The sequence below is a fragment of the Citrobacter sp. CK188 genome (assembly GCF_030333525.1).
GTDB lineage: Bacteria > Pseudomonadota > Gammaproteobacteria > Enterobacterales > Enterobacteriaceae > Citrobacter_B > Citrobacter_B koseri.
The window spans coordinates 55,502-80,206 of record NZ_JAOWFU010000029.1; the positions used below are offsets into that span (position 1 = coordinate 55,502).

Here is a 24,705-nt window from a genome sequence, read left to right on the forward strand (position 1 = left end):
GGTCTCGTTTACAGCATCAGGAAAAAATGAAGAACTATTTTTAAGCAGAGGCTTAAGCATGCCAGCGTTAATTAATCCAGGCAATGATCAGTTTTCGGTTATAAATTTCTTGCCTCACCAGGAATGCACGGGATATAGTTTAAAGGTTGCCGCAAAATCGGCAGCCGGGCGTAGGAACCCGTGTTATCTGAAGGCGATACTACACGCGCCAGGCGTGTTTTTTTGTGTCGCAGCTTTGACTCACCTAAAATTTATGGTGTGGTGGCTGATTGTATTTTTTTATTTTTTACGCCACATCATCAGTATTATGGTAGTCCAGGCGGGGCAGCTTTCGGGCTGGCCGGTATCCTTCAGAGCCGGTATTCCTACCCCCGTCTGGGCTACCACCCATGAGCGTAGGAACTCCGGTGGTAGCGTTACCCGCTATCTGAAGGAGGTTGCCATTATGGCTACAGTCACTGCTTTATCTCACCCTGAATTTACCTTTGTCTTTCTGGCTGTCCGCCGTACAGACCGTGATGCCCGTCCACGTCCTGTGCGTGTAATCGCAGACTGCGAGCATGCTGCACGCCTTAAACTTGCCACTGAATTTATCCTGAGCTTTGCTGCCCGTATCCCTGTGAAAAGTGCCGGGGAGGTGGTTGCATGAAATCCATGAATTTTAAGCAAGGCTGCATATTGAGCGAACTGGGTGAGAGTCGTCTGTTACGGGCTGCACTGGCCAGTGAGTTTCTTGCAGAGGTCCTGTCCGTTCCCACAGTGAATGGAGCGAGAACTGTTTCAGCAGAAGGCGCTGCGGCTTTAGTGGCCTGTATTGCCGAACAACTGGATGGCGTTGTTAAGGAAACCAGCACAATTAAGGGAGTGATGCGCGATGAATAATAATCAAAATTTAAAGGCGCATGCTTTACGAACAGCAGTTTTACGGTACTACATTGCTGATGCATTCATTTCCTTAATGGCGCGTGTTCATAATGAACCTGTTTATATTGAAGATGGCGAACGAATAGAACTCACCCACGAAAAAGTGGTGAGCAATATTATTTACCATATTGAAATGCCGTGGGTGAATGAGTTTGGGGCTGATGCAGGCTGCATACTGGCCGCAGAAAAACTGGAAAAAATGCTTAAACCGGGCTTTATGTCAGAAAATATTCGCCTGTCAGTTTTTGGTGTCACAGAGATGCGTGAGGTTTACCGGGATATTATTTTCGGTGCACCTGATGGCGAACTACCCGAAGGTTTTGAATTTGTGAAGCCGGAAGGTCAGGAGGTGCTGCTGTGAAAACACCGTCTGTATCCACGATTTCCGGGGCTGCAATTGGGCGCTGGCCTTATATCCTGTCAGCATTAGGTATCAAAGTACCGTCCGCAGGACATCATGGGGCTTGCCCTGCCTGTGGTGGCAAAGATCGCTTTCGACTGGACGATAAAGCGGGGCGTGGGACGTGGTTTTGTAATCAGTGCGGTCATGGCGATGGTCTTGATCTGGTTCGTCTGGTGACAGGAAGAAAGATAAAAGAAGCTGCCGGGATGGTATCTGAGGCGCTTGCATTACCAGAAATACAGGAGAAGCCCGCTTTGCCAGCCAGGAAAAAGGCCGCAGGAAAAGAAGCGGGTGCGGAGCGATATACCAGACTCAGACAGCAGTCCTGCAATGGTGAGCCGGTCTATCTGACAAACAAGGGCTTACACGGGTATTTATTTCCCTTGCTGTCACAGCCTTTGAATCTGGCCGGAATAACATTTTCCTCCGGTTCATTACTGCTGCCGTTGACGGATATCTCCGGGAATATTACCGGTGGCCAGCTTATCAATCCTGACGGGGATAAAAGTCTGCTGCCCGGTAGCCAGCTGTCTGGTGCATTCATTGCCCTGACCGATATACCCGCTGAAACACCTGAACAGGTGATTATCACTGAGGGTTTTGCCACGGCGCTTACCGTCAGTCTGCTGACTGAAGGATGGATCGTGGCAGCTGTCGCTGCCACCAATTTACTGAAGGTGACGGAGCAGATCCGAAAACGCTGGCCGGAAACCCAGATCATTCTGGCCGGAGATAATGATCTGGCTGACGGGAAAGAAAACACCGGGCGTATTCAGGCAGAGAAAGCCGCCAAAGCGGTGGATGGCTGGGTAACGCTCCCTCCGGTACGCCATAAGGCTGACTGGGATGATTATCGGCAGGAAGTAGGGAAAGAACGGGCGAGAGATGCCTTTCGGGAAGAAATGACGCTGCATGGTAAAGGGCAGACCCGTTTACCAGAAGGGTTCCGGCTCACAAAAGAATATTTGTGGTACGACAAGCTGGTTAATAAGTCTGATGGCGATACGGAGATACGTAATATCAAAATTTGCAGTCCGTTGCGGGTGACGGCAATCACCAGTGATGCTGATGGGAGTAATTACGGGCGTTTGCTGGAATGGGAAGATACCAACGGAAACAGCCGTAAATGGGCAATGCCGATGGAGATGCTGGGTGGCAGCGGGGAAGAGCTGCGCCGCGTTCTGTTGGTTAACGGACTTTCGTACATCAACATTAACGGCATGGCCAGAGCATTCCTGATGGAATATATCTCGCTGTGTAAACCGGACAGAAAAGTAACCTGTGTGAATAAAACGGGCTGGCACGGCGGGGTTTACGTTCTCCAGGATGAAGTGATAGGGCGCGAAGCCCAGTCAGTCATCTTACAAACATCGAGTGTGCAGGGGCGTGATTTTCGTGTCAGCGGCACATCAGAGGACTGGCGTGAAAATATAGGCCGTTACTGCATAAAGAATGCCCGTCTTGCCTTTGCGGTGAGTCTGGCATTTGCTGCCCCCCTTCTGAAACTGGTTGGTATCGGCGGTGGAGGTTATCACCTCAAAGGGGAATCAACAGACGGTAAAACCACTACGATGAAAGTGGCTGCATCAGTATGTGGTGGAACAGATTTCTGGCATACGTGGCGGGCGACGGGGAATGCATTAGAAGGAACGGCGAGCCGCCGCAATGATGCCACGCTGATGCTCGATGAAATCCGGGAGGTTGACGGCAGGGAGGCGGGGAATATCGCTTATATGCTGGCTAACGGGCAGGGCAAAGCCAGAGCCAGAACAGATGGTTCGGTAAGGGAAACCAACCGCTGGAATCTGTTGTTTCTGTCCACCGGGGAACTGTCACTGGTGGAACATGCGGCAAGCGCCGGGGAACGTACGTATGCCGGGGTTGAGGTCAGAATGATCCAGATCCCAAGCGATTCGGGCAAATATGGCGTGTTTGAAGAACTTCATGGCTTCAGTAGCGGGAAAACCCTGGCTGAGCATCTTGAGCAGCACGTAGCGCATTATCATGGCGCACCATTCCGCGACTGGCTGCATTGCCTGACCGCTGATCTGCCGGAACTGACCAGCCAGGCGAAAGCCTTATTGAAAGAGTACACCCGAAGGCTGACGCCGGAAAATGCCGGGAATCAGGTTGGCCGGGCTGTTACCCGTTTTGCTCTGGTTGCTATGGCCGGGGAACTGGCCACAAAAGCGGGCATCACAGGATGGCCGGAAGGAGAAGCTTTTCGTGCCGCTCAAAGCTGTCTGGCTGCATGGATGGCTGACCGGGGTCATACAGCTAATCAGGAAGATAAAGCGGCACTTGAGCAGGTACGGGACTTTATGACGCGTAATCAGTTCAGTCGGTTTGCTGACTGGAATGACGACAGGAACCGGCCTGTTTCAATGATGGGATTCAGAAAAGTCGATAAAGGAGACAACGTGACAGAGCCGGTTGTGACGTTCTACGTTCTCCCGTCAGGCTGGAAGGAGATCTGTAAGGGATTTGACTCGCGTAAGGTGGCCAGGTTGTGTGTGGACGCGGGCTGGCTGAAACCCGGTGAAGATGGCCGGACGCAAAACAGCATTCGCCTGCCAGAAATAGGGCTTAAACGTGTGTACCAGTTCAATACACAGGTACTGGGAAGCGCCGAACCTGAGTAATTATCGCGTGAGTCTTATTTTTATGAGGTAACACTGGTAACAGAGGTAACACCCGCTACTGATACGGTTCTTCAGTGTTACCAGTCAAAAATACTGACTGGTAACAGAGGTAACAAAAAATGGTGTGTTACCACGCGTTACCTCTTGATTTTGCTAACTGGTAACAGATTAAATCCTTTTAAATCAATAGCGTTACACGTGTTACCAGTGTTACACGTTCAGAACAAGAGGTAGGGATCCAAATCCCTTCTTCTGGCGGGCAACAGTATAGGGCACAGAACGATGAAGATGATAAGAATGTACTGCCCCACATGTCAGGCAGTAGCGCGGATAGGTAAAACAAACAGGAAACACCCACAACTGTACGATGTGTACTGCTATTGCTCTAATGTGGAGTGCGGTCACTCGTTTGTGATGAATGTTGCTTTCTCCCATTCCGTTAGTCCAAGCGCGCTGAACGGGCAGGGGAGGGTTAAAGAGCTAATTGATGCAATTCCACCCGAGGAGCGGGAAAAGGCTTTAAAGTTGCTGCTGGCTGCGCAAAAGAATGGGTAAAGTATGCGTCGGGAATGGCCGATCCGTTCCCGGAACCTGAACACGGGATTTCAGTTTATACGGACATAAAATTATTATTTTTCAACTTGTTATGTTTTTCATGTTTCACAAACCTTCATAAAATTACACACCTAAAATTAATTATCCATTTAATATCATAGAGTTGCGTATTCAGGCCATAGATACTACGGACAGTAAAACTGAAAAAAGCTGAATTTCTTTTCATTCTTTTCAGTTCCTGTCTCGCAGAGCATCCCCAGCACGGGCGCGGGCTGGCGATATCGTTTGTAAAAAATCACAACTGAAAAATTTTAGTGATATGAAAACCGCAGGCGGGTGCGGTGTAGTGCGATTTTGGTCGTTTACACTTTTTTGTACCAGTCATGGATAAATATGAAATGGCGGTAAATACGGTTAGAAGGTGGGCTATCTGTGCAAGGTAAATCTGCGCGATCTAATCTTCAGTCTATTGTATTTGAAGGAAAATACTGGTAAGGTTTTGTCAGCTCAAGCGTTTCGCTTTGAATGCTGCAACCAAGTTAATAATTTGCTAGCTTTTGCCCCCTGGGGGGCGTCTGGTTATCCAGACTCGATCCGAGGCCCCACCGCCGCCAACGACGGCTGGCGCCGTAGCTGTCGGGCATTACTTACGGTCGTAGAGAACAGAGGCTGTTGCTAGCAACTTTTGGTGTAGGCATCTCTGTTTTTCTGCACCCTTGATTATGGGGAGACCGTAAGTAACTTTGCCATGAGATATTAGCATGTCTTCTGATAGACCAATAAAAACAACTGCATCTGCGATTCCATCGTTGAAAAAGCTTTCTCAGACTTTGGGTTTTTCCATCGAAGAACTTGAAGAGATCAGAGCTATCCCATTAGAAAAACGCTATGTAAAACTCGAAAAACCCAAAATAGATGGGACTATGAGAACCGTCTATAGACCTCATTTTAAATTAAAGAGATTGCAGCGAAGAATTAACTCCCGTATTTTTCGGCCTCTTGTGATTTGGCCTGTTTATTTATATGGTTCAGTGCCGTGTGATAATGATGATGAATCTATAAAAAGGGATTATATTACATGTGCTAGCCAGCATTGCGCTGCTAAATCAATTCTGAAAATTGATATTAAGAATTTTTTTGATAACATCCATCAAGATATCGTAAGAGATGTTTTTGATAAAGTTCTGAATATCAAAGATGATGCTTTAGATTATATAGTAGATGTTTGTTGTGCAGGTGATTTCATTGTGCAAGGTGCCTTAACATCTAGCTATATAGCATCATTATGTTTGCATGATGTCGAAGCTGATATATATGCAAGAGCTAAGCGTAAAAAACTTGTCTATACACGCTTGGTTGATGATATAACAGTATCATCAAAAATCCATGATTTTGATTTTTCGCAAATTAGAAAGCATATTGAAGATATGTTGGCTAAAAAAGATTTACCGATAAATGTAGAAAAGTCAGGTGTGTTTATTACCTCAACTAAGCCTCTTGTTGTTCATGGATTAAGAATAGATCATAGTAAACCTAGATTACCGTCAGATGAAGTAAAAAAAATACGGGCTTCTTTGCATAACTTAATTGCTAATGCCTCAAAAAATAATAACAAAACAAGTTTGGCATATAGGATTGAATTTAACAGATGTATGGGGAGGATTAACAAATTAGGCCGAGTTGGACATGAAAAACATCTTGTTTTTATGTCTAAAATAAAATTAATACGGCCTATGCCATCATATAAAGATATTGTTGATTGCAAAGGTAAGTTAGTAAAACTCGAGAAATTACATGCTAAAGGTTATAATACTAGTGATATCTATTTTCGTCGATATCAACTTGTTAGCCATCTGTTATCTTTGATAAACAGAAGTTCGTCTTTTCACGAAGTAGTGAAGGATTTACGTAAGCGACTGAACAGGATTAAGCCGAATGTCCAAAGATAATGAAATGAAATATTTTATTTTCTTTATAGCGATTATTTCTTTTGTTTTTATTTTTGTTTTATTTTTTTCATTAACATCAACTATTATATCTCAGGATATGTATAAATTGGATCTGTGCATACAAAGTAAATGTATAGACAATTTTTCTGAAAAGATAAAAGGGGTGATTGCATTAGCTCAAGCTTTTGGGTGGTTTATTGCCCTTATTGCAGCTATTGGTGGGGTGATTGTTGCTTTAAGAACTTATCGTTCAGGAGTTGATAATAGTAATATAACAAACCATATAGCACATTTCTCTATGTTTAGAGATTTTGTAAATACAGAAATTGCAAAGCGAAAGAAAATATATCCTGATACAATAGATGTTTATGCTTGGTATAATGTAATTTTTCCTAGATCAAAGAAAGGAGATCTTAATTATAGCGCTGAATATTTGATTTTTCTCAATGGTATTAAATCTGTGATTGAGGAAGCTAATTATAACATATCATCGTTGAATGGTAATTATAAATACCAGACTCATCAGAGGAAAATAATTGATGCGACGTCAAAAATAGGAATGAAAATAAATAATGGACCTAAGAATTTATTTGTCGAAATAGAGTGTGAAGTGTTAGGTCTAATCGACTCAGTTAATAGGACGTTTATCGACGGCTATCCTGTTCTTTGCATGTTAGAAAGGAAATATATTTAGATTAGTATATGGTCAGCATACCATTGAAGCATACTTGCCCTTTGTATAAGGTATTGAGCATGGTTGTATGTGCCTCGAATGGAGTTCTTATCAACATGCGCAAGTTGCATTTCAATCCAGGCGCTTTCAAAACCATGTTCATGCAAAATAGTACTCATGGTATGCCTGAAGCCGTGACCCGTTAACCGACCATGATAGCCAAGCAGCTTTATCACTTTGTTGATACTGGCTTCGCTCATTGGTTTCCTGACATCGTTTCGCCCAGGGAAAACGAGGCTGTAATTCCCAGTTATTTCTTGCAGCTTTTTCAGGATGCTGATCGCTTGAGTAGATAACGGAACCAGATGGGGACGGCGTTTCTTCATCCGTTCTTTGGGGATCTCCCATAAGGCATTATCTAAATCAAACTCAGTCCATTCCGCTGCGCGTAGTTCAATTGTTCGCACGCCTGTTAGCATCAACAGCTGCGTGGCGTATTTGGTGACTAAACTGCTCTGATAGTTATCCAGAGCATTGACGAACTCAGGCAACTCGCTTTCAGTCAGGAACGGGAAGTGTTGAGTTTTAGGTTTGCTGAGTGCGATAGCTAAATCGGGTGCAAAATTATACTTTGCTCTACCAGTGGCAACAGCATAACGAAGCACTTCACCACAGCGGCGGCGGATCTTGCTGGTTTGTTCTAGCGCACCTCTTTTCTCTATTTTTTGCAGGACGGTTAGCAGCTCTAGTGGTTCAATCTGCTCAATTGGGCGTTGGCCGATGAAAGGGAAAATATCTTTTTCCATGCAGTTGAGAACCTCTTTTGCATACCCCTCTGACCAGGTGTTTTTTTTCGATGAGTGCCATTCTCTGGCTACAGACTCAAAGCTGTTCTCATGCGCGAACTGCAAAGCAATCTTATCTGCCTTTCTGGCTTCACTTGGGTTGATCCCTTTGGCTAACATCGAACGTGCTTCATCACGTTTAGCACGTGCTTGTGCCAATGACACATCGCCATATACGCCGAAGGAAATCATCTTAGGCTTACCAGCAAAGCGATAGCGAAAACGCCAGCCTTTACTACCCGATGTGTCGATGAGGAGCGATAGCCCCATACCATCGTTAAGCGTATAGGGTTTGTCCTTCGGTTTTGCTCTTTTTATTTGGATGTCAGATAGCAGCATGTGTATAGAAAAAAGATCGAACTCAGTTATACACAATGTTATACGCAAAAATGTATAGATTCCATTAGAAATAATGGCACTTTACTGGACAAATATAATAAGTGGTTTGGATTTAAATCAATGAGTTATGTACTGCGTTGGAATTAATGAGAAGTGTTCATGGTGTCCCCTGCAGGAATCGAACCTGCAACTAGCCCTTAGGAGGGGCTCGTTATATCCATTTAACTAAGGAGACGAGGCGGCACGAGTATAGCGTTTTTTACCCTGCACAGTAAGTATATCGCCGCCTGACTGCTCAAACAGTCGCCATTCAGGACTGTTTTTTCTGCTTTTCCGCCTTCTTTCCGGCACGCAGCCTGGCCTCTTCTTTGCGTCTGGCGCTCATATCATTACGGATCTGCGCATGGCTCATAAGCGCGAAGATGAATGTACCGCCGCAGATATTCCCCGCCAGCGTGGGCAAAGCAAAGGGCCAGAAAAAGTCGCTCCAGTGCAGCGTGCCGTTAAACACCAGATAGAGGATTTCAACCGAACCCACGACGATATGGGTCGTGTCAGCGAGGGCGATAAGCCAGGTCATCAGAATGATCACCACGATTTTTGCGGCGCCGGCAGCGGGAAACATCCATACCATTGTGGCAATGATCCAGCCGGAGATAATGGCATTGGCAAACATCTCGCCAGGGCTGTTTTTCATCACATCCATGCCGATTTTGACAAACGCATCACGCGTTTCTTCGTCAAATATAGGCATATATTCAAAAGCCCATGCGGCGATGCCAGTACCGACTACGTTGCCCAGCAACACCACGCTCCAGAGTCGCATCAGCAGACCCGCGTTGCCCATCGTCGGGTTTTGCATCACCGGCAGAACGGCGGTGACGGTATTTTCAGTAAACAACTGCTGGCGTGCCATGATGACGATGATAAAACCAAAGGTATAACCCAGATTCTCAAGTAAAAAACTGCCGGGGACGCCGTCCAGCTGTACGTGAAAAATACCTTTCGCCAGTAGCGAGGCGCCCATTGAGAGCCCTGCGGCAATGGCTGACCACAGCAGCGCCATAGCGTCACGCTCCAGCTCTTTTTCGCCGTCCTGGCGGATATGTTCGTGAATCGCCATCGCGCGTGAGGGGAGGCGATCCTCGTCGACCTCTATCTTTTTCCCGCGTTGTTTTTCTTCGCTTTCGACTTCGAGTTCGTCACTGTGTTGATCAATTTTCTCTTCGCTGAATTTATCCATTGTGAGACCTCGTGATGAACACATTTGTCTAAAGCGTAGTGGCTTTTATCCGACTGAAGGCAGGGCAAACTCTGAAATCGCAAAAAAGGCGACGCGCGTTTTTACCCGCCCGGTTAGAATGAAACACGCCATGAGCCAGAGTTACAGGCTATGATCAAATCAACAAGAATCAGTATATAGACATCATTTGACGTGCTGTTACAATCGCTCACACCTAAACAGGCGGATACGGTCTCGTTCCGTCATGGATGGCAATCAGCGATAGCCATAATCAACAGGGAGACATTTATGAAGCTTCGCCTGTCGGCGCTTGCGCTGGGGAGCACACTGCTGGTGGGATGTGCAAGCTCCGGTACAGAACAGCAGGGGCGTTCAGATCCGCTCGAAGGATTTAACCGCACCATGTACAACTTCAACTTTAACGTGTTGGACCCGTATGTCGTTCGACCGGTCGCTGTCGCCTGGCGTGATTATGTTCCGCAGCCTGCCAGAAATGGTTTGAGTAATTTTACCAGCAACCTCGAAGAGCCTGCGATTATGGTGAACTATTTCCTGCAGGGCGATCCCTATCAGGGCATGGTGCACTTCACCCGCTTCTTCCTGAATAGTATTTTGGGGATGGGGGGCTTTATTGATGTTGCGGGGATGGCGAATCCAAAACTACAGCGTGTTGAACCGCACCGTTTCGGCAGTACGTTAGGCCATTACGGTGTGGGGTATGGCCCCTACGTGCAACTTCCGTTCTATGGCAGCTTCACGCTGCGTGAAGATGGCGGTGATATGGCCGATACCCTTTATCCGGTACTTTCCTGGCTCACCTGGCCGATGTCGATCGGTAAATGGACCATTGAAGGAATTGAAACCCGCGCGCAACTGCTGGATTCCGATGGTCTGCTGCGTCAGTCTTCCGACCCGTATATTCTGGTGCGTGAAGCATACTTCCAGCGTCATGACTTCATCGCTAACGGCGGGAAGCTTAAACCGCAGGAAAACCCGAATGCCCAGGCGATTCAGGACGATCTCAAAGAGATTGATTCTGAATAACCACACGAGGCCAATAAAAAAGGTGAGTCAAAAGACTCACCTTTTTTTACGTCTGATGAAAATCAGAATGCGTAGTTAAAGTTCGTACCGAACAGCCAGGCTTTACCGTCAGACTTGAAGGAGTAAGCTGCCGGGCCTTCCCCTTCGGTAAATTTCACGTTCTGGCCGTGCATATAAGATGCGCCAACGTCAATAGAAGCATCTTCATTGAAGGCGTAAGTTGCACCCGCGCTCAGCCACAGACGGTCCTGATCGGGAATAGAAATGGAACGTTTGTTTGCCGGAACCGGGCTATCGTCATACGCGATACCGGTACGGAAAGTCCAGTTCTTATCGTAGTAGTAGGTCGTACCCAACGCGATACGGTACGCATCCTTAAAGCTTTCATCTTTATAGAAGAGCGTCTGGCCGTCGTCGCCTTTGGCTTTTAACTCCTGGAACTGGCTCCAGCTGGTATAAGTCAGGCTATAGTGGATAGCCCATTGCGGCGCGACGCGGTTATAACCGGAGATTTCCCACATTTCAGGCAGGTTCAGGGTTAAGGAACCATTCTGTGTTGCGCCGCCAGTGCCGTATGGCAGGCTTGAAAGCCCCATACTGGCGAAAATATTGTTCAGATTTGGGTTAATGGAGCTTTTGTAATCGCCTTCGAAGTCGATTTTCACTTCAGAGCGGTAGGTCAGGCCCCAACGGTTATCCTTGTCGAGTTCATACAGGATGCCTGCGTTCCAGCCGAATCCCCACTCATCACCCTTCAGGTGGGCGATCTGGGAGTCAGGGGAGTTAATGCCATCCGTCCACTGAGAGGGTACGCCTTGTCCAACCAGCTGTTGTGAAAGCACCGGACCGAGGGAACCCGCATAGCGCTCAATTTTAGCTTTCGCGTAAACCGCATCAAAACCAACCCCGAAGCTCCAGCTATTATTCAGGCGATAGGCACCGCTGAGGTTCAGGTTCACCGTTTGCAGGTCTGTTTTACCGCCATAGATACCGGCTGAATAATCTTTATTGAATTCGGTGGCGAGGCCGTAGTTGGAGGTAATGGATGCCCCCCAACCGAACTGATCGTTGATCGGCGCAACGAAGTGTAGGTTAGGAACCCACGCTGTTGGCGCAATATTATTCGCGTTGGCATTTTGCCCGGTTAAGTTAGAGCGACCTGTCACATTGACATCTGGATCGATATACACCGCACCCGCAGAGAAGGTGGGGCGATCGAACATCATAATTAACGCCGGGTTGCGGCTAACGTTACCGGCATCATCTGCGATAGCGCCTTCACCCGAATAAGCCCGGCCAAGGCCAGAGGAAGAAAATTCGTTTAACTGAAAGCCTGCAGACCAGGCTTGTGTGGAGACGATTGCCACTGCGACTGCGAGAGCAGACTTTGTAAACAGGGTTTTCTGGCTCATGACCATAACCTCATCGATTTATTTTTATACAAACTATGTTACATGCCGTAACAGGAGCGCGAAGTGTAGGGTCTGAGGTACGACAGAGAAATCAGACCAGTGGCGTGAGTATAGGTCTGACCAGCTGGAATGTTGCAAGTATGTTTATAATATTTTTCAATTGTGATCGTAGAAACGCGATCCAGCTGGCAAATTTGAGGCCTGGCGCACTCACTCGATTGGGCGATTTTTGTTTTAGATCATTTTTAAGTGTGATTTCGGTCACTTATCCCATTTTGCGTCATTAACGACTGGAGAGCCTTTTTCCACGAGCGTAAAATATCCTCAATATTTATCTGGCACCTTGAGTGCAAATACAGAGGAAATCTACAATGAGTAAATGCAGTGCTGATGAAACCCCGGTTTGCTGCTGTATGGATGTTGGCACCATTATGGACAACTCCGATTGCACCGCGTCCTACAGCCGTGTGTTTGAAAACCGCGCGCAGGCCGAAGAGACGCTGGCGGCTCTGACAGAAAAAGCGCGTGGCGTGGAGTCTGAACCTTGCCAGATTACATCCACCTTTACCGAAGAAGCTGAAGGCGTGCGTCTGGACATCGACTTTGTCTTCGCCTGCGAAGCTGAAACGCTGATCTTCCAGCTGGGTCTGCGTTAATCCCCTTCTTTTGAATGCCCCTGTCAAATTCTGGCAGGGGCATTTTCGTAACCCTCTGTTACTATCCTCTGTGTCTTAGCTCTCACTTTCTGGCGTCTCCGCTTGGCGAAATGTAAAAAATTGGTTAAGACTGTGATCAGGTCAGACCACTTATTTTATTTTTTTACAGGGGAATGTTATGAGTCAGGCTTTACCACTGGTTACCCGCCAGGGCGATCGTATCGCCATTGTAAGCGGATTACGTACGCCGTTTGCTCGTCAGGCCACCGCTTTTCATGGCATTCCTGCTGTTGAGTTGGGAAAAATGGTTGTTGGGGAATTGCTGGCGCGCAGTGAAATACCTGCCGAGGTTATTGAGCAACTGGTTTTTGGCCAGGTGGTGCAAATGCCTGAAGCTCCCAACATCGCCCGGGAAATTGTGCTGGGTACGGGGATGAATGTTCACACCGATGCCTACAGCGTAAGCCGGGCGTGCGCGACCAGTTTTCAGGCGGTAGCGAATGTTGCGGAAAGCCTGATGGCGGGGACGATTCGCGCGGGGATTGCTGGCGGCGCGGACTCCTCTTCCGTGTTACCCATTGGCGTCAGCAAAAAGCTGGCGCGTATACTGGTGGACGTCAATAAAGCCCGCACGACCGGGCAAAAACTCAAACTCTTTTCCCGCCTGCGTCTGCGAGACCTGATGCCTGTTCCGCCCGCGGTCGCTGAATATTCCACCGGGCTACGGATGGGCGATACGGCCGAGCAAATGGCGAAAACCTATGGCATTACGCGTGAGCAGCAGGATGCGCTGGCGCATCGTTCCCATCAACGAGCCGCGCAGGCCTGGGCCGAAGGTAAACTGGCGGATGAGGTGATGACAACATATGCGCCGCCGTATAAAGAGCCTTTTTCTGAAGACAATAATATTCGTGGCAACTCTACTCTGGCAGATTATGCGAAGCTGCGCCCCGCGTTTGACCGACAACATGGGACGGTCACGGCGGCGAACAGTACGCCGCTGACGGATGGCGCGGCAGCCGTCATCCTGATGACGGAGTCTCGCGCTAAAGAACTTGGCCTGGCGCCGTTGGGCTATCTGCGTAGCTATGCGTTTACCGCAATTGACGTCTGGCAGGACATGCTGCTGGGCCCGGCCTGGTCGACGCCGCTGGCGCTGGAGCGGGCCGGATTAACGCTGGCCGATCTCTCGTTAATTGATATGCATGAAGCCTTTGCCGCCCAGACGCTGGCTAACATTCAACTGCTTGGCAGTGAGCGTTTTGCCCGCGACGTGCTGGGCAGGGCGAATGCGACCGGGGAAGTGGATGACAGTAAGTTTAACGTCCTCGGCGGGTCGATTGCCTATGGACATCCGTTTGCCGCAACGGGGGTGCGGATGATCACGCAAACCCTGCATGAGCTACGCCGTCGGGGAGGCGGTTTTGGCCTGGTGACCGCGTGTGCTGCGGGGGGTTTAGGGGCGGCAATGGTTCTGGAGGCGGAATAATGGACATGACATCAGCGTTCACGCTTAACGTGCGTCTGGATAACGTCGCGGTCGTCTCTATTGATGTCCCCGGTGAGAAAATGAATACCCTGAAGGCGGAGTTTGCGACGCAGGTTCGCGCCATCCTGAAACAGATTCGGGAAAACAAGGCGCTGCGCGGTGTGGTTTTTATTTCTGCGAAGCCGGATAACTTTATCGCGGGGGCGGATATCAACATGATCGGCAACTGCAAAAGCGCGCAGGAAGCTGAAACGCTGGCGCGTCAGGGCCAGCAGATAATGGCTGAAATTCAGGCGCTGTCTGTTCCGGTTGTCGCCGCCATTCACGGCGCGTGTCTCGGCGGTGGGTTAGAGATGGCGCTGGCTTGCCATCGGCGCATTTGTACTGATGATGCGAAAACCGTGCTGGGCCTGCCGGAAGTGCAACTGGGGCTGCTGCCAGGGTCTGGCGGTACGCAGCGATTACCGCGCCTGGTTGGGGTGAGTACGGCGCTGGACATGATCCTCACCGGTAAGCAGTTACGGCCAAAACAAGCGCTCAGGGTTGGCCTGGTGGACGAAGTCGTGCCGCATGCCATCTTGCTTGAGGCTGCCGTGGAACTGGCGATTAAAGGGCGTTCCGCTCAGCGGAATTTACCGGTGCGTGAACGTATTCTGGCCGGGCCGCTTGGGCGCACGCTGCTGTTTCGCATGGTCAGTAAAAAAACCGGGCAGAAAACGCAGGGTAATTACCCGGCGACAGAGCGAATCCTTGAGGTGATTGAAACCGGGCTGGCGCAGGGAAGCAGCAGCGGATACGACGCGGAAGCGCGGGCGTTTGGCGAACTGGCGATGACGCCGCAGTCGCAGGCGTTGCGGAATATCTTTTTTGCCAGCACCGAAGTGAAAAAAGATCCGGGGAGCGATGCGCAGCCTGGCCCGTTAGCCAGCGTAGGCGTGCTGGGCGGAGGTCTGATGGGCGGCGGTATTGCTTACGTGACGGCCTGTAAAGGCGGCTTGCCGGTTCGCATCAAAGATATTAATGCCAAAGGCATCAACCACGCGCTGAAGTACAGCTGGGATCAGCTTGAAACCAAAGTTCGCCGCCGCCATATCAAAGCGGGCGAACGCGACAAACAGCTGGCGCTAATCTCCGGCTCAACGGATTACCGTGGCTTCTCGCATCGGGATCTGGTTATTGAAGCGGTGTTTGAAGATCTGGCGTTAAAACAGCAGATGGTGGCGGAAGTCGAGCAAAACTGCGCTCCTCACACCATTTTTGCCTCCAACACCTCATCTTTACCCATCGGCGACATCGCGGCTAACGCGGCCAGGCCTGAGCAGGTGATTGGTTTGCACTTCTTTAGCCCGGTAGAAAAAATGCCGTTGGTGGAGGTCATTCCTCATGCGACAACCTCCGCGCAGACGATCGCCACGACCGTTAAGCTGGCGAAAAAACAGGGCAAAACGCCGATTGTGGTCAGCGATAAAGCCGGGTTCTACGTTAATCGTATTCTTGCCCCGTATATCAACGAAGCAATACGGCTGCTGACCGAAGGTGAACGCGTCGAAGCGATCGACGCCGCGCTGGTCAAGTTTGGTTTTCCGGTCGGGCCAATCCAACTTTTGGATGAGGTTGGCATCGATACAGGCACTAAAATTATACCTGTACTGGAGGCCGCTTACGGCGAACGTTTTAGCGCGCCTGCAAACGTTGTTGCCTCAATTTTGAATGACGATCGCAAAGGCAGAAAAAATGGTCGCGGTTTCTATCTTTATGGCGTGAAAGGGCGTAAAAGCAAAAAACAGGTCGACCCTGCAATTTATAGGCTTATTGGTACGCAAGGGCAGAGCCGACTTTCTGCGCAGCAAATGGCTGAGCGGTGCGTGATGTTAATGCTCAATGAAGCGGCGCGCTGCTTTGATGAGAAGGTGATCCGCAGCGCGCGTGATGGCGACATCGGCGCGGTATTTGGTATTGGTTTTCCGCCGTTTCTTGGCGGCCCGTTCCGTTATATGGACACTCTCGGCGCGGGTGAAGTGGTTGCGGTTCTGCAACGACTGGCTACGCAGTATGGCGACCGGTTTACCCCGTGCGAGCGCTTATTGCGGATGGCTGAACGCGGTGAACGTTTCTGGAACAGTGGGGAAACAGACCTGAAGGAATAAGGTCATATCAGGACGAGACCGCACCGAATGACTGTGTGGTGGTCAATTTGTAAACAAAGATTGACTATACTTACGCCATTGAGGTAAAAAACAGCGTTTCATTCGGTGAATGGATAAGGCACAATGCCGGCCACCGCATTTTTATCATACCCGTCAGGGTTTTTGCTAAGAATGTGGGTGATTCTGGTTAACAAAAGCGGTGCAATATGCAAGTTTTTATCATGCGTCACGGCGACGCGGCCCTCGATGCCGCCAGTGATTCGGTTCGTCCCTTAACCTCGTGTGGTTGTGACGAATCCCGCCTTATGGCGAACTGGCTGAAAGGTCAAAAAGTGGATATCGAACGTGTTCTGGTGAGCCCGTTTCTACGAGCCGAACAAACGTTGGATGTGGTAGGGGAGTGTATGAACCTGCCTGGCAATGTGGACGTTTTGCCGGAGCTTACTCCTTGCGGCGATGTCGGTATGGTCAGCGCTTGGTTGCAGACGCTGGCGAATGAAGGCGTCGCATCGGTGTTAGTGATCTCTCACCTGCCTTTGGTGGGATATCTGGTGTCTGAACTCTGTCCTGGCGAGACGCCGCCAATGTTCACCACATCTGCGATTGCCAGCGTAACGCTTGATGAAAGCGGCAAAGGGATTTTCAACTGGCAGATGAGCCCGTGTAATCTGAAAATGGCAAAAGCGATTTAACGTTATTATCGTCGGTTGGATACCGTGCCTGATGGCGCTTCGCTTATCAGGCCTACAGCCTGCACTGACTCCGTAGGCCGGATAAGGCGCCTGATGGCGCTTCGCTTATCAGGCCTACAGCCTGCACTGATCCCGTAGGCCGGATAAGGCGCCTGATGGCGCTTCGCTTATCAGGCCTATAGCCTGCACTGACCCCGTAGGCCGGATAAGGCGCTTGCGCCGCCATCCGGCAATCGGCATTGTCAGGGAAGCTCCGGCGGCAACCACTCTTCTACTTCAATCAATACCAACAGCGCAGCGTCCCCGCCGTACTCTTTTGGCGCCTGATGGAAGGCCATAACGTGCGGATGTTGCGCCAGCCATAACGGCGTTTGTTGCTTAAGAATATGCTTTCCGTGGCCGTGCATCACACAGGCGCAAAAGACATGCTCGCGGCGACAGGCGGCAATCAGCGCCCCCAGCTCTTGTTTGGCCTGCTGTTGCGTCAGACCGTGCAAATCCAGGAACAACTCCGGCGAATAGTCGCCCCGACGCATTTTCTTCAGCTCGAAATGGCTGACGTCGGCACGTACATATTTCACCGGGCCGTCCGTATTCAATAACGGTTGAAATTCATCGGAGAAATAGTGGCTGGCATCAGCCTGCTCCTGTATCAGACGCTTGACCGGGACTTCTGTGATTTTTTTACGTTGCGGCCGGTGGACAATGGTGTCCTGCTTAATCTGGCGGGTGCCGGTCATTAACTGCCGGAACAACGCCTGGTCCTCCTCGCTGAGCGATGTTTTCTTTTTCATTCGAACGTCTCATCTTTTATTTTGCGTTAGTTTACCCGACTCAGGGGACATTCGTTCAGCCAAAACGCAATTTTCACGCTCTGGCACCGCGTGAGTGCTGATTTATCGCCGTCTTCGTGGCAAACTAGCCGCCGAATTTAATGCGAGCATGCCCTGGAGGAATACGTGGATAAAATTTTCGTCGATGAAGCAGTGAGTGAGCTGCATACCATTCAGGACATGTTGCGCTGGGCGGTAAGCCGGTTTAGCGCGGCGAATATCTGGTATGGTCACGGCACGGACAACCCGTGGGATGAGGCCGTACAGCTGGTGCTGCCGTCACTTTATCTGCCGCTGGATATTCCAGAAGACATGCGCACCGCGCGCCTGACGTCCAGCGAACGTCACCGCATTGTTGAACGGGTCATTCGCCGTGTCAACGAGCGTATTCCTGTGGCCTACCTGACCAATAAAGCCTGGTTCTGCGGCCATGAATTCTATGTTGATGAACGCGTATTAGTGCCACGTTCGCCAATTGGCGAGCTGATCAACAACCGCTTCGCGGGGCTTATCAGCGAGCAGCCGCACCACATTCTGGATATGTGTACCGGCAGCGGATGTATCGCTATCGCCTGTGCTTATGCTTTCCCGGAGGCGGAAGTGGATGCCGTTGATATCTCCAGCGACGCGTTAGCCGTAACCGAACACAACATTGAAGAGCACGGTCTGCTCAACCATGTCACGCCGATTCGCTCCGATCTGTTCCGCGATCTGCCGAAAGTGCAGTATGACCTGATTGTGACGAACCCGCCGTACGTTGATGCGGAAGATATGTCCGATCTGCCGAATGAATATCGTCATGAACCCGAACTGGGCCTGGCGTCCGGCACTGACGGTTTAAAACTGACCCGCCGTATTCTGGGCAACGCGCCGGACTACTTGTCCGATGACGGTATTCTGATTTGTGAAGTCGGAAACAGCATGGTACATCTGATAGAACAATATCCCGATGTACCGTTTACCTGGCTGGAGTTCGATAACGGCGGCGACGGCGTCTTTATGCTGACGAAAGCGCAGCTCATTGCGGCTCGCGAGCATTTCAGCATCTATAAAGATTAATCAACGGTCAACAACACAACAACGATAACGGAGCCGTGATGGCAGGAAATACACTTGGACAACTCTTTCGCGTAACGACTTTTGGTGAATCACACGGGCTGGCGCTCGGTTGTATCGTTGATGGCGTTCCGCCGGGCATTCCGCTAACGGAAGCCGACCTGCAACACGATCTCGACAGACGCCGTCCGGGAACCTCGCGTTACACGACCCAGCGTCGTGAACCGGACCAGGTGAAAATTCTCTCCGGCGTCTTTGAAGGCGTGACGACGGGTACCAGCATTGGCCTGTTGATTGAAAATACCGATCAGCGTTCACAGGATTACAGCGCCATTAAGGACGTTTTCCGCCCGGGTCATGCCGACTATACCTACGAGCAGAAATACGGTCTGCGCGATTACCGTGGCGGTGGTCGTTCTTCCGCCCGTGAAACGGCGATGCGCGTCGCGGCTGGCGCGATTGCTAAAAAATATCTGGCGGAGAAACACGGCATCGTCATTCAGGGGTGTCTGACCCAGATGGGCGATATTCCGCTTGAAATCAAAGACTGGCAGCAGGTTGAACAAAACCCGTTTTTCTGTCCTGATCCAGATAAAATCGACGCGCTGGATGAACTGATGCGCGCCCTGAAGAAAGAGGGCGATTCGATTGGGGCAAAAGTGACCGTCGTGGCAAACGGCGTTCCGGCAGGGCTTGGCGAACCGGTCTTTGACCGTCTGGATGCGGACATCGCTCATGCGCTGATGAGCATCAACGCGGTAAAAGGCGTGGAGATTGGCGATGGGTTTGATGTGGTCGCGTTGCGAGGCAGCCAGAATCGCGATGAAATTACCAAAGAGGGCTTCCTGAGCAACCATGCGGGCGGTATTCTCGGCGGTATCAGCAGCGGGCAACAAATTGTTGCACATATGGCGCTGAAACCCACTTCCAGTATTACGGTGCCGGGACGTACGATTAACCGCTTTGGTGAAGAAGTCGAGATGATCACCAAAGGGCGTCACGATCCGTGCGTTGGGATCCGCGCCGTGCCGATCGCTGAGGCCATGCTGGCGATCGTGCTGATGGATCACCTTCTGCGTCAGCGCGCGCAAAATGCGGATGTAAAGACTGATATTCCACGCTGGTAATCAATGAAAAAAACGGCACTCGCGTTGCTGGCTCTTCTGGTCAGCAGCGCCAGCCTGGCGGCGACGCCCTGGCAGAAAATTACGCATCCTGTTCCCGGAAGTGCGCAATCCATCGGCGGCTTTTCGAATGGCTGCATTGTTGGGGCAGACACGCTTCCCGTGCAGTCCGAACACTATCAGGTGATGCGTACCGATCAGCGCCGCTATTTTGGTCATCCCGATCTCGTGATGTTTATTCAACGACTGAGCACTCAGGTCAGCAACCTTGGGTTTGGAACGGTGTTGATCGGCGATATGGGGATGCCTGCGGGCGGGCGGTTCAACGGCGGACATGCCAGCCACCAGACCGGGCTCGATGTTGATATTTTTCTGCAACTGCCGAAAACACGCTGGACGCAGGCGCAGCTACTGCGACCTCAGGCAATTGACCTGGTCTCCCGCGACGGCAAACATGTGGTGCCTTCGCTGTGGAAGCCGGAAATTTCCAGCCTGATCAAACTGGCGGCGGAAGATAACGACGTCACGCGTATTTTTGTTAATCCTGCCATTAAACAGCAGTTATGCCTGGATGCCGGAACCGACCGTGACTGGTTGCGTAAAGTGCGACCCTGGTTCCAGCATCGTGCGCATATGCATGTACGATTACGTTGCCCTGCCGACAGCCTGGAGTGCGAAGATCAGCCTTTGCCTCCGCCTGGCGATGGATGCGGCGCAGAACTACAAAGTTGGTTTGAACCTCCTGAACCTGGAACAACAAAGCCTGAGAAGAAGACACCGCCACCGTTGCCGCCTTCCTGCCAGGCGCTACTGGATGAGCATGTACTCTAATGGACAATTTTTTAAATCTGTTTATGGTGTCCCCGCTGTTATTGATTGTTCTTTTTTTCGTGGCAATGCTGGCTGGATTTATTGATTCGCTGGCGGGGGGAGGCGGCTTATTAACGATCCCTGCATTAATGGCGGCAGGCATGTCGCCAGCACAGGCGCTGGCGACCAATAAATTGCAGGCCTGCGGCGGCTCACTCTCCGCATCAATCTATTTCATTCGTCGCAAAGTGGTTAATCTTGCCGATCAGAAACTCAATATTCTGATGACGTTCATTGGCTCAATGAGCGGCGCGTTACTGGTGCAATATGTCCAGGCGAGCATTTTGCGGCAGATTTTACCGGTGCTGGTTATTTGTATTGGCCTTTATTTCCTGTTGATGCCGAAACTCGGCGAAGAGGATCGTCAGCGTCGGCTTTATGGCCTGCCTTTCGCGCTGGTCGCCGGGGGCTGCGTCGGATTCTACGATGGCTTCTTCGGCCCGGCTGCCGGATCGTTTTACGCGCTGGCGTTTGTGACGCTGTGCGGGTACAACCTGGCAAAATCCACCGCCCATGCCAAAGTGTTGAATGCCACCTCGAATATTGGCGGCCTGTTGCTGTTTGCCATTGGCGGTAAAGTCATTTGGGCGACAGGTTTCGTGATGCTGATTGGCCAGTTTCTGGGCGCTCGTATGGGCTCACGACTGGTGTTAAGCAAAGGACAGAAGCTCATTCGCCCGATGATTGTCATCGTCTCTGCGGTGATGAGCGCCAAACTACTTTATGATAACCACGGACAGGAGATTCTCCACTTGCTGGGGATGAACTAATGAACAGTACGCATCATTACCAACAGCTAATTGATATTTTTAACGGCTGCTTTGCCGACGATTTTAATACCCGTCTGATTAAAGGCGATGACGAACCGGTCTATCTTCCTGCTGATGCGGACGTGCCGTACCACCGGATTGTTTTTGCGCACGGCTTTTACGCCAGCGCGCTGCATGAGATTTCGCACTGGTGTATTGCCGGAAAGGCGCGTCGTGAGCTGGTGGATTTTGGTTACTGGTATTGCCCGGATGGGCGTGATGCGCAAACCCAAAGCCAGTTTGAAGACGTGGAAGTGAAACCGCAGGCCTTTGACTGGTTGTTTTGCGTGGCGGCGGGTTATCCGTTTAACGTCAGTTGCGACAATCTGGAAGGGGACTTCGAACCGGATCGCGTGGTATTTCAGCGCCGGGTTCATGCCCAGGTGATGGAGTACCTGGAAAAAGGCATTCCTGAACGCCCGGCCCGGTTTATTAAAGCGTTACAGAATTATTATCACACGCCTGACATTACGGCGGAACAGTTCCCGTGGCCGGAAGCGCTCAACTGAGGCCGACGCCACGTTTACAATGAGGAAAGAAGATGATCGCGGAGTTTGAATCACGCATTCTGGCATTAATTGACGATATGGTAGAGCACGCAAGCGATGACGAGCTGTTTGCCAGCGGATATCTGCGTGGCCACCTGACGTTAGCAGTTGCAGAACTGGAAGGCGGTGATGACCATTCCGCAGAAGCGGTGTATGCCAACGTCACCGGCAGCCTGGAAAAAGCGATTGGCGCAGGCGAGTTGTCGCCGCGTGACCAGGCGTTAGTGAAAGAAATGTGGGATAACCTGTTCCAGAAGGCCATTAACGCGTAGGCCGGATGCGTCGCCATCCGGCATTTTCACCTTGCCGGATGGCGTTAACGTTCATCCAACGGATGGGCTTATTTCACCGCTTTTCCCTTCAATAACTTCCGTACCCACAGACGATTCGGGTTTAACGCCGCCAGCGTGTCAGCATCCATCGGAATGGGCTCTTCGCTCATTTGCGCCGCGAGAATTTCCGCGCAGAGCGGGGCTGAACACAACCCGCGCGATCCGAGCGCTCCCAGCATAAACAAATCAGGATAAACCGGCGCGCGTTCGGCGGCGTCTTTCTGTCTGGCAAGGGCGGCGTATTGTGCGAGCGTTGCATCATAGTCCGGCACATTTCCGACCATCGGCAGATGATCGCGCGTGGCGCAGCGTACGCCACAGCGCGCCGCTTTTTCGCTGACATCAACCTCTTTTGCCCATGCGGCATCCGGGAAGCAGTCGATCAAGCGCTGGCGATTCTGCTGCTGATCGTCTTCACGATAGGCAGTTTCCTCACTGCCGCGATGGTAACTGGCGCCAATGCAGTGCTGATGAGTGGCAGGGTTTTGCGGCGTGAGGTATCCGTCGTAGCACAGCACCTGGCGTAATGCGGAAAGCGCAGGCGTTGTCGGGATATGGCTCACCTGACCAGCCACCGAATAGACCGGTAACGGAAGCGTCTGGTCAAAGTGGTTAATATGATGCCCGTTTGCCAGCACGACCACCTCATGTTCAACTGCCTTACCCTCTGCAAATTGCAACTGCCAGCCTGTGGCCTGGCGCGAAAGGGCGGTGAGCGTGTGTGTATAATGCCTCCGCAGCCCTTGTGTGGCAGCCAGCGCCAGCAGCGCAGCGGTTAATTGTGCGGGGCACAGCCAGCCGCCAGCCGGATACGTTATTCCGCGACAGTGTGTCGCCACGCCTGTTTCCTGCTGCGCCTGGTCTGGATCTACAGCCACTGCGAGCGCATCGGGCAACGCCAGCGACAGCATCTGATCGATTTTATGCTGGCTCTTTTCGTCCCAGCCCAGTTGCGTGACGCCGCACCAGTCATGGTCGAAAGTCACCGGCAGCGCGTCATACAGACGCCGCGCGAACGTAAACGCGCTCGGGAAAAAGAGGTTAATCGCCGCATCGTGTTTGCTGAGCAGGGGATAAAGCGCCCCCTGGCGATTGCCGGATGCGCCTTGCGCGGGCTGCTCATCTGAACAATAGAGCGTTACCTGCCAGCCGCGGCGCAGAAGCGCCAGCGACAGCAGCGCGCTGGCGATGCCGCCGCCGATGATTGCGACGTCTCGTTTGGCGCTGCCGCTGCGGGTGAACCACGGCGTCGGGGAGGGGGACGTCAGCGTGTGCGCCATGACGCCGCAAAGCATTTCACGCTTGCGGCCAAAACCTTTGCGTTTTTGCATCGTGAACCCTGCCTCCTGCAACCCCCGGCGCACGAATCCCGCAGAGGTAAACGTCGCCAGCGTTCCGCCGGGGCGAGCCAGTCGCGCCATGGTGGAAAACAGATTCTGCGTCCACATGTCAGGGTTTTTCGCGGGGGCAAAACCATCCAGAAACCAGGCGTCCACTTTCTGGTTCAGGGATTCATCCAGTTTCCCCGTCAGCTCATTAATATCGCCGAACCAGAGATCCAGCGTCACACGACCGTCATCAAGAATCAGACGATGGCACCCGGCCAGCGGCAGCGGCCACTGCGCGTGTAGCTGCTGTGCCCAGGGGGCAAGCTCTGGCCAGTGTTGATGGGCTAAAGCGAGGTCGGCCTGCGTCAGGGGAAATTTTTCAAAACTGATAAAATGTAATCTTTGTAGCGTAGCCTCAGGGTGAGCGTCGCGAAACTGCGAGAATGCCTGCCAGAGCGTCAGGAAGTTAAGGCCAGTGCCGAAACCGCTCTCCGCCACCACGAATAATGGGCGAGGGTGCAGCGGAAAACGCTCCTCAAGCTGATTGCCGCCGAGAAAAACATAACGCGTCTCTTCCAGCCCATTATCATTGGAAAAGTAGACGTCATCGAAATCTCGGGAAACAGGTGTACCCTCAGCGTTGAATTCAAGGTTGGCAGGTTGTATAGCGTATTGTTTCACGTAAGTTACTCGTCTGACAGGCAGTGTCACGATCTTAGCGATGTGCGCCTGGAGGCGCAAATTTCCATATTAATTGGCTGATCGGACTTGTTCGGCGTACAAGTGTACGCT

General features: G+C 51.0%; 23 protein-coding genes and 1 tRNA gene. 18 read left to right on the top strand and 6 right to left on the bottom strand.

Going from position 1 to position 24,705, the window contains the following annotated elements; genetic code table 11:
- The first annotated feature begins 58 nt into the window (after nucleotides 1-58).
- The 7 genes from OGV67_RS05615 to OGV67_RS05645 all read left to right on the top strand — a co-directional run bounded on the left by OGV67_RS05615 (nucleotide 59) and on the right by OGV67_RS05645 (nucleotide 7,167).
- Nucleotides 59-649, top strand: a complete 591-nt coding sequence (locus OGV67_RS05615; protein ID WP_286465087.1) for a host cell division inhibitor Icd-like protein — start codon at nucleotides 59-61, stop codon at nucleotides 647-649.
- The gene (locus tag OGV67_RS05620; protein ID WP_003838756.1) at nucleotides 646-882 is read left to right on the top strand and encodes a hypothetical protein; all 237 of its coding nucleotides are present in this window, start codon (nucleotides 646-648) and stop codon (nucleotides 880-882) included. Before OGV67_RS05615 ends, OGV67_RS05620 begins: the two co-directional genes overlap by 4 nt.
- Nucleotides 875-1,285: a DUF5375 family protein gene (locus OGV67_RS05625; RefSeq protein WP_001063902.1), complete on the top strand. Its 411-nt coding sequence runs from the start codon at nucleotides 875-877 to the stop codon at nucleotides 1,283-1,285. Before OGV67_RS05620 ends, OGV67_RS05625 begins: the two co-directional genes overlap by 8 nt.
- Entirely contained in the window at nucleotides 1,282-3,969 is a 2,688-nt protein-coding gene (locus OGV67_RS05630) for a DUF927 domain-containing protein (protein WP_286465091.1), read from the top strand. The genes OGV67_RS05625 and OGV67_RS05630 overlap by 4 nt, the downstream gene beginning before the upstream one ends.
- A 282-nt stretch (nucleotides 3,970-4,251) precedes the next feature.
- Complete coding sequence (locus OGV67_RS05635; RefSeq protein ID WP_023219962.1) at nucleotides 4,252-4,524, top strand: Ogr/Delta-like zinc finger protein; 273 nt, start codon at nucleotides 4,252-4,254, stop codon at nucleotides 4,522-4,524.
- A gap of 761 nt (nucleotides 4,525-5,285) precedes the next feature.
- Nucleotides 5,286-6,473 (top strand): reverse transcriptase family protein, encoded by a 1,188-nt coding sequence (locus OGV67_RS05640; RefSeq protein WP_286465094.1) that lies wholly within the window; start codon nucleotides 5,286-5,288, stop codon nucleotides 6,471-6,473.
- Nucleotides 6,460-7,167, top strand: a complete 708-nt coding sequence (locus OGV67_RS05645; protein ID WP_180344604.1) for a retron Ec48 family effector membrane protein — start codon at nucleotides 6,460-6,462, stop codon at nucleotides 7,165-7,167. The genes OGV67_RS05640 and OGV67_RS05645 overlap by 14 nt, the downstream gene beginning before the upstream one ends.
- On the opposite strand, the gene OGV67_RS05650 is transcribed toward OGV67_RS05645, so the two are convergent.
- From OGV67_RS05650 to OGV67_RS05660, 3 genes are all read right to left on the bottom strand, one after another.
- Entirely contained in the window at nucleotides 7,164-8,330 is a 1,167-nt protein-coding gene (locus OGV67_RS05650) for a tyrosine-type recombinase/integrase (protein ID WP_286465504.1), read from the bottom strand. The genes OGV67_RS05645 and OGV67_RS05650 overlap by 4 nt on opposite strands.
- Before the next feature lie 160 nt (nucleotides 8,331-8,490).
- Nucleotides 8,491-8,565, bottom strand: a tRNA-Arg gene (locus OGV67_RS05655).
- 75 nt (nucleotides 8,566-8,640) lie between these two features.
- Nucleotides 8,641-9,573 (bottom strand): formate/nitrite transporter family protein, encoded by a 933-nt coding sequence (locus tag OGV67_RS05660; RefSeq protein ID WP_012131426.1) that lies wholly within the window; start codon nucleotides 9,571-9,573, stop codon nucleotides 8,641-8,643.
- A gap of 288 nt (nucleotides 9,574-9,861) precedes the next feature.
- Between OGV67_RS05660 and mlaA the strand changes: the two genes are divergently transcribed.
- A complete protein-coding gene (mlaA, locus tag OGV67_RS05665; protein WP_024130145.1) occupies nucleotides 9,862-10,617 on the top strand; it encodes a phospholipid-binding lipoprotein MlaA in 756 nt (251 codons plus the stop codon).
- 62 nt (nucleotides 10,618-10,679) lie between these two features.
- Here mlaA and fadL read toward each other — a convergent pair whose 3' ends face one another.
- Nucleotides 10,680-12,029, bottom strand: coding sequence for a long-chain fatty acid transporter FadL (gene fadL, locus OGV67_RS05670; protein WP_024130146.1), 1,350 nt, complete (start codon nucleotides 12,027-12,029; stop codon nucleotides 10,680-10,682).
- Nucleotides 12,030-12,400: 371 nt separating this feature from the next.
- On the opposite strand from fadL, the gene OGV67_RS05675 reads away from it, so the two are divergent.
- From OGV67_RS05675 to sixA, 4 genes are all read left to right on the top strand, one after another.
- On the top strand, nucleotides 12,401-12,685 hold the full coding sequence (locus tag OGV67_RS05675) for a YfcZ/YiiS family protein (protein ID WP_024130148.1): 285 nt from the start codon (nucleotides 12,401-12,403) through the stop codon (nucleotides 12,683-12,685).
- 178 nt (nucleotides 12,686-12,863) lie between these two features.
- Nucleotides 12,864-14,174 (top strand): acetyl-CoA C-acyltransferase FadI, encoded by a 1,311-nt coding sequence (gene fadI, locus OGV67_RS05680; protein WP_115614650.1) that lies wholly within the window; start codon nucleotides 12,864-12,866, stop codon nucleotides 14,172-14,174.
- Nucleotides 14,174-16,321, top strand: coding sequence for a fatty acid oxidation complex subunit alpha FadJ (gene fadJ, locus OGV67_RS05685; protein WP_047462278.1), 2,148 nt, complete (start codon nucleotides 14,174-14,176; stop codon nucleotides 16,319-16,321). Before fadI ends, fadJ begins: the two co-directional genes overlap by 1 nt.
- Nucleotides 16,322-16,527: 206 nt before the next feature.
- Complete coding sequence (gene sixA, locus OGV67_RS05690) at nucleotides 16,528-17,013, top strand: phosphohistidine phosphatase SixA (protein ID WP_047462281.1); 486 nt, start codon at nucleotides 16,528-16,530, stop codon at nucleotides 17,011-17,013.
- A 242-nt stretch (nucleotides 17,014-17,255) separates the two neighbouring features.
- On the opposite strand, the gene smrB is transcribed toward sixA, so the two are convergent.
- On the bottom strand, nucleotides 17,256-17,807 hold the full coding sequence (gene smrB, locus OGV67_RS05695) for an endonuclease SmrB (RefSeq protein ID WP_012131437.1): 552 nt from the start codon (nucleotides 17,805-17,807) through the stop codon (nucleotides 17,256-17,258).
- 165 nt (nucleotides 17,808-17,972) lie between these two features.
- On the opposite strand from smrB, the gene prmB reads away from it, so the two are divergent.
- Genes prmB through OGV67_RS05725 form a run of 6 tightly spaced genes read left to right on the top strand, consistent with a single transcriptional unit; the run spans nucleotide 17,973 to nucleotide 22,525 of the window.
- Entirely contained in the window at nucleotides 17,973-18,905 is a 933-nt protein-coding gene (gene prmB / locus OGV67_RS05700) for a 50S ribosomal protein L3 N(5)-glutamine methyltransferase (RefSeq protein WP_012131438.1), read from the top strand.
- 38 nt (nucleotides 18,906-18,943) lie between these two features.
- Complete coding sequence (aroC, locus tag OGV67_RS05705) at nucleotides 18,944-20,029, top strand: chorismate synthase (protein ID WP_012131439.1); 1,086 nt, start codon at nucleotides 18,944-18,946, stop codon at nucleotides 20,027-20,029.
- A gap of 3 nt (nucleotides 20,030-20,032) precedes the next feature.
- Nucleotides 20,033-20,857, top strand: a complete 825-nt coding sequence (gene mepA, locus OGV67_RS05710) for a penicillin-insensitive murein endopeptidase (RefSeq protein ID WP_012131440.1) — start codon at nucleotides 20,033-20,035, stop codon at nucleotides 20,855-20,857.
- Nucleotides 20,857-21,666 carry a sulfite exporter TauE/SafE family protein gene (locus OGV67_RS05715; protein WP_012131441.1) on the top strand — a complete coding sequence of 270 codons (810 nt, stop codon included), beginning with the start codon at nucleotides 20,857-20,859 and terminating at the stop codon, nucleotides 21,664-21,666. The genes mepA and OGV67_RS05715 overlap by 1 nt, the downstream gene beginning before the upstream one ends.
- Nucleotides 21,666-22,214 (top strand): elongation factor P hydroxylase, encoded by a 549-nt coding sequence (locus OGV67_RS05720; protein ID WP_012131442.1) that lies wholly within the window; start codon nucleotides 21,666-21,668, stop codon nucleotides 22,212-22,214. The genes OGV67_RS05715 and OGV67_RS05720 overlap by 1 nt, the downstream gene beginning before the upstream one ends.
- A gap of 32 nt (nucleotides 22,215-22,246) precedes the next feature.
- On the top strand, nucleotides 22,247-22,525 hold the full coding sequence (locus OGV67_RS05725; protein WP_047462286.1) for a YfcL family protein: 279 nt from the start codon (nucleotides 22,247-22,249) through the stop codon (nucleotides 22,523-22,525).
- Nucleotides 22,526-22,593: 68 nt separating this feature from the next.
- Here OGV67_RS05725 and mnmC read toward each other — a convergent pair whose 3' ends face one another.
- Nucleotides 22,594-24,594, bottom strand: a complete 2,001-nt coding sequence (gene mnmC / locus OGV67_RS05730) for a bifunctional tRNA (5-methylaminomethyl-2-thiouridine)(34)-methyltransferase MnmC2/FAD-dependent 5-carboxymethylaminomethyl-2-thiouridine(34) oxidoreductase MnmC1 (RefSeq protein WP_181899689.1) — start codon at nucleotides 24,592-24,594, stop codon at nucleotides 22,594-22,596.
- Nucleotides 24,595-24,705: the final 111 nt, after the last annotated feature.

Bases quoted from the DNA above. Each gene is read 5' to 3' on its own strand.
- sixA (WP_047462281.1), top strand. From the start codon at position 16,528: ATGCAAGTTTTTATCATGCGTCACGGCGACGCGGCCCTCGATGCCGCC.
- OGV67_RS05640 (WP_286465094.1), top strand. From the start codon at position 5,286: ATGTCTTCTGATAGACCAATAAAAACAACTGCATCTGCGATTCCATCG.
- mepA (WP_012131440.1), top strand. From the start codon at position 20,033: ATGAAAAAAACGGCACTCGCGTTGCTGGCTCTTCTGGTCAGCAGCGCC.
- OGV67_RS05625 (WP_001063902.1), top strand. From the start codon at position 875: ATGAATAATAATCAAAATTTAAAGGCGCATGCTTTACGAACAGCAGTT.
- fadL (WP_024130146.1), bottom strand. From the start codon at position 12,029: ATGAGCCAGAAAACCCTGTTTACAAAGTCTGCTCTCGCAGTCGCAGTG.
- fadI (WP_115614650.1), top strand. From the start codon at position 12,864: ATGAGTCAGGCTTTACCACTGGTTACCCGCCAGGGCGATCGTATCGCC.
- mlaA (WP_024130145.1), top strand. From the start codon at position 9,862: ATGAAGCTTCGCCTGTCGGCGCTTGCGCTGGGGAGCACACTGCTGGTG.
- OGV67_RS05715 (WP_012131441.1), top strand. From the start codon at position 20,857: ATGGACAATTTTTTAAATCTGTTTATGGTGTCCCCGCTGTTATTGATT.
- OGV67_RS05720 (WP_012131442.1), top strand. From the start codon at position 21,666: ATGAACAGTACGCATCATTACCAACAGCTAATTGATATTTTTAACGGC.
- OGV67_RS05635 (WP_023219962.1), top strand. From the start codon at position 4,252: ATGAAGATGATAAGAATGTACTGCCCCACATGTCAGGCAGTAGCGCGG.
- OGV67_RS05615 (WP_286465087.1), top strand. From the start codon at position 59: ATGCCAGCGTTAATTAATCCAGGCAATGATCAGTTTTCGGTTATAAAT.
- smrB (WP_012131437.1), bottom strand. From the start codon at position 17,807: ATGAAAAAGAAAACATCGCTCAGCGAGGAGGACCAGGCGTTGTTCCGG.
- OGV67_RS05660 (WP_012131426.1), bottom strand. From the start codon at position 9,573: ATGGATAAATTCAGCGAAGAGAAAATTGATCAACACAGTGACGAACTC.
- fadJ (WP_047462278.1), top strand. From the start codon at position 14,174: ATGGACATGACATCAGCGTTCACGCTTAACGTGCGTCTGGATAACGTC.
- OGV67_RS05645 (WP_180344604.1), top strand. From the start codon at position 6,460: ATGTCCAAAGATAATGAAATGAAATATTTTATTTTCTTTATAGCGATT.
- OGV67_RS05650 (WP_286465504.1), bottom strand. From the start codon at position 8,330: ATGCTGCTATCTGACATCCAAATAAAAAGAGCAAAACCGAAGGACAAA.
- OGV67_RS05725 (WP_047462286.1), top strand. From the start codon at position 22,247: ATGATCGCGGAGTTTGAATCACGCATTCTGGCATTAATTGACGATATG.
- OGV67_RS05675 (WP_024130148.1), top strand. From the start codon at position 12,401: ATGAGTAAATGCAGTGCTGATGAAACCCCGGTTTGCTGCTGTATGGAT.
- OGV67_RS05620 (WP_003838756.1), top strand. From the start codon at position 646: ATGAAATCCATGAATTTTAAGCAAGGCTGCATATTGAGCGAACTGGGT.
- aroC (WP_012131439.1), top strand. From the start codon at position 18,944: ATGGCAGGAAATACACTTGGACAACTCTTTCGCGTAACGACTTTTGGT.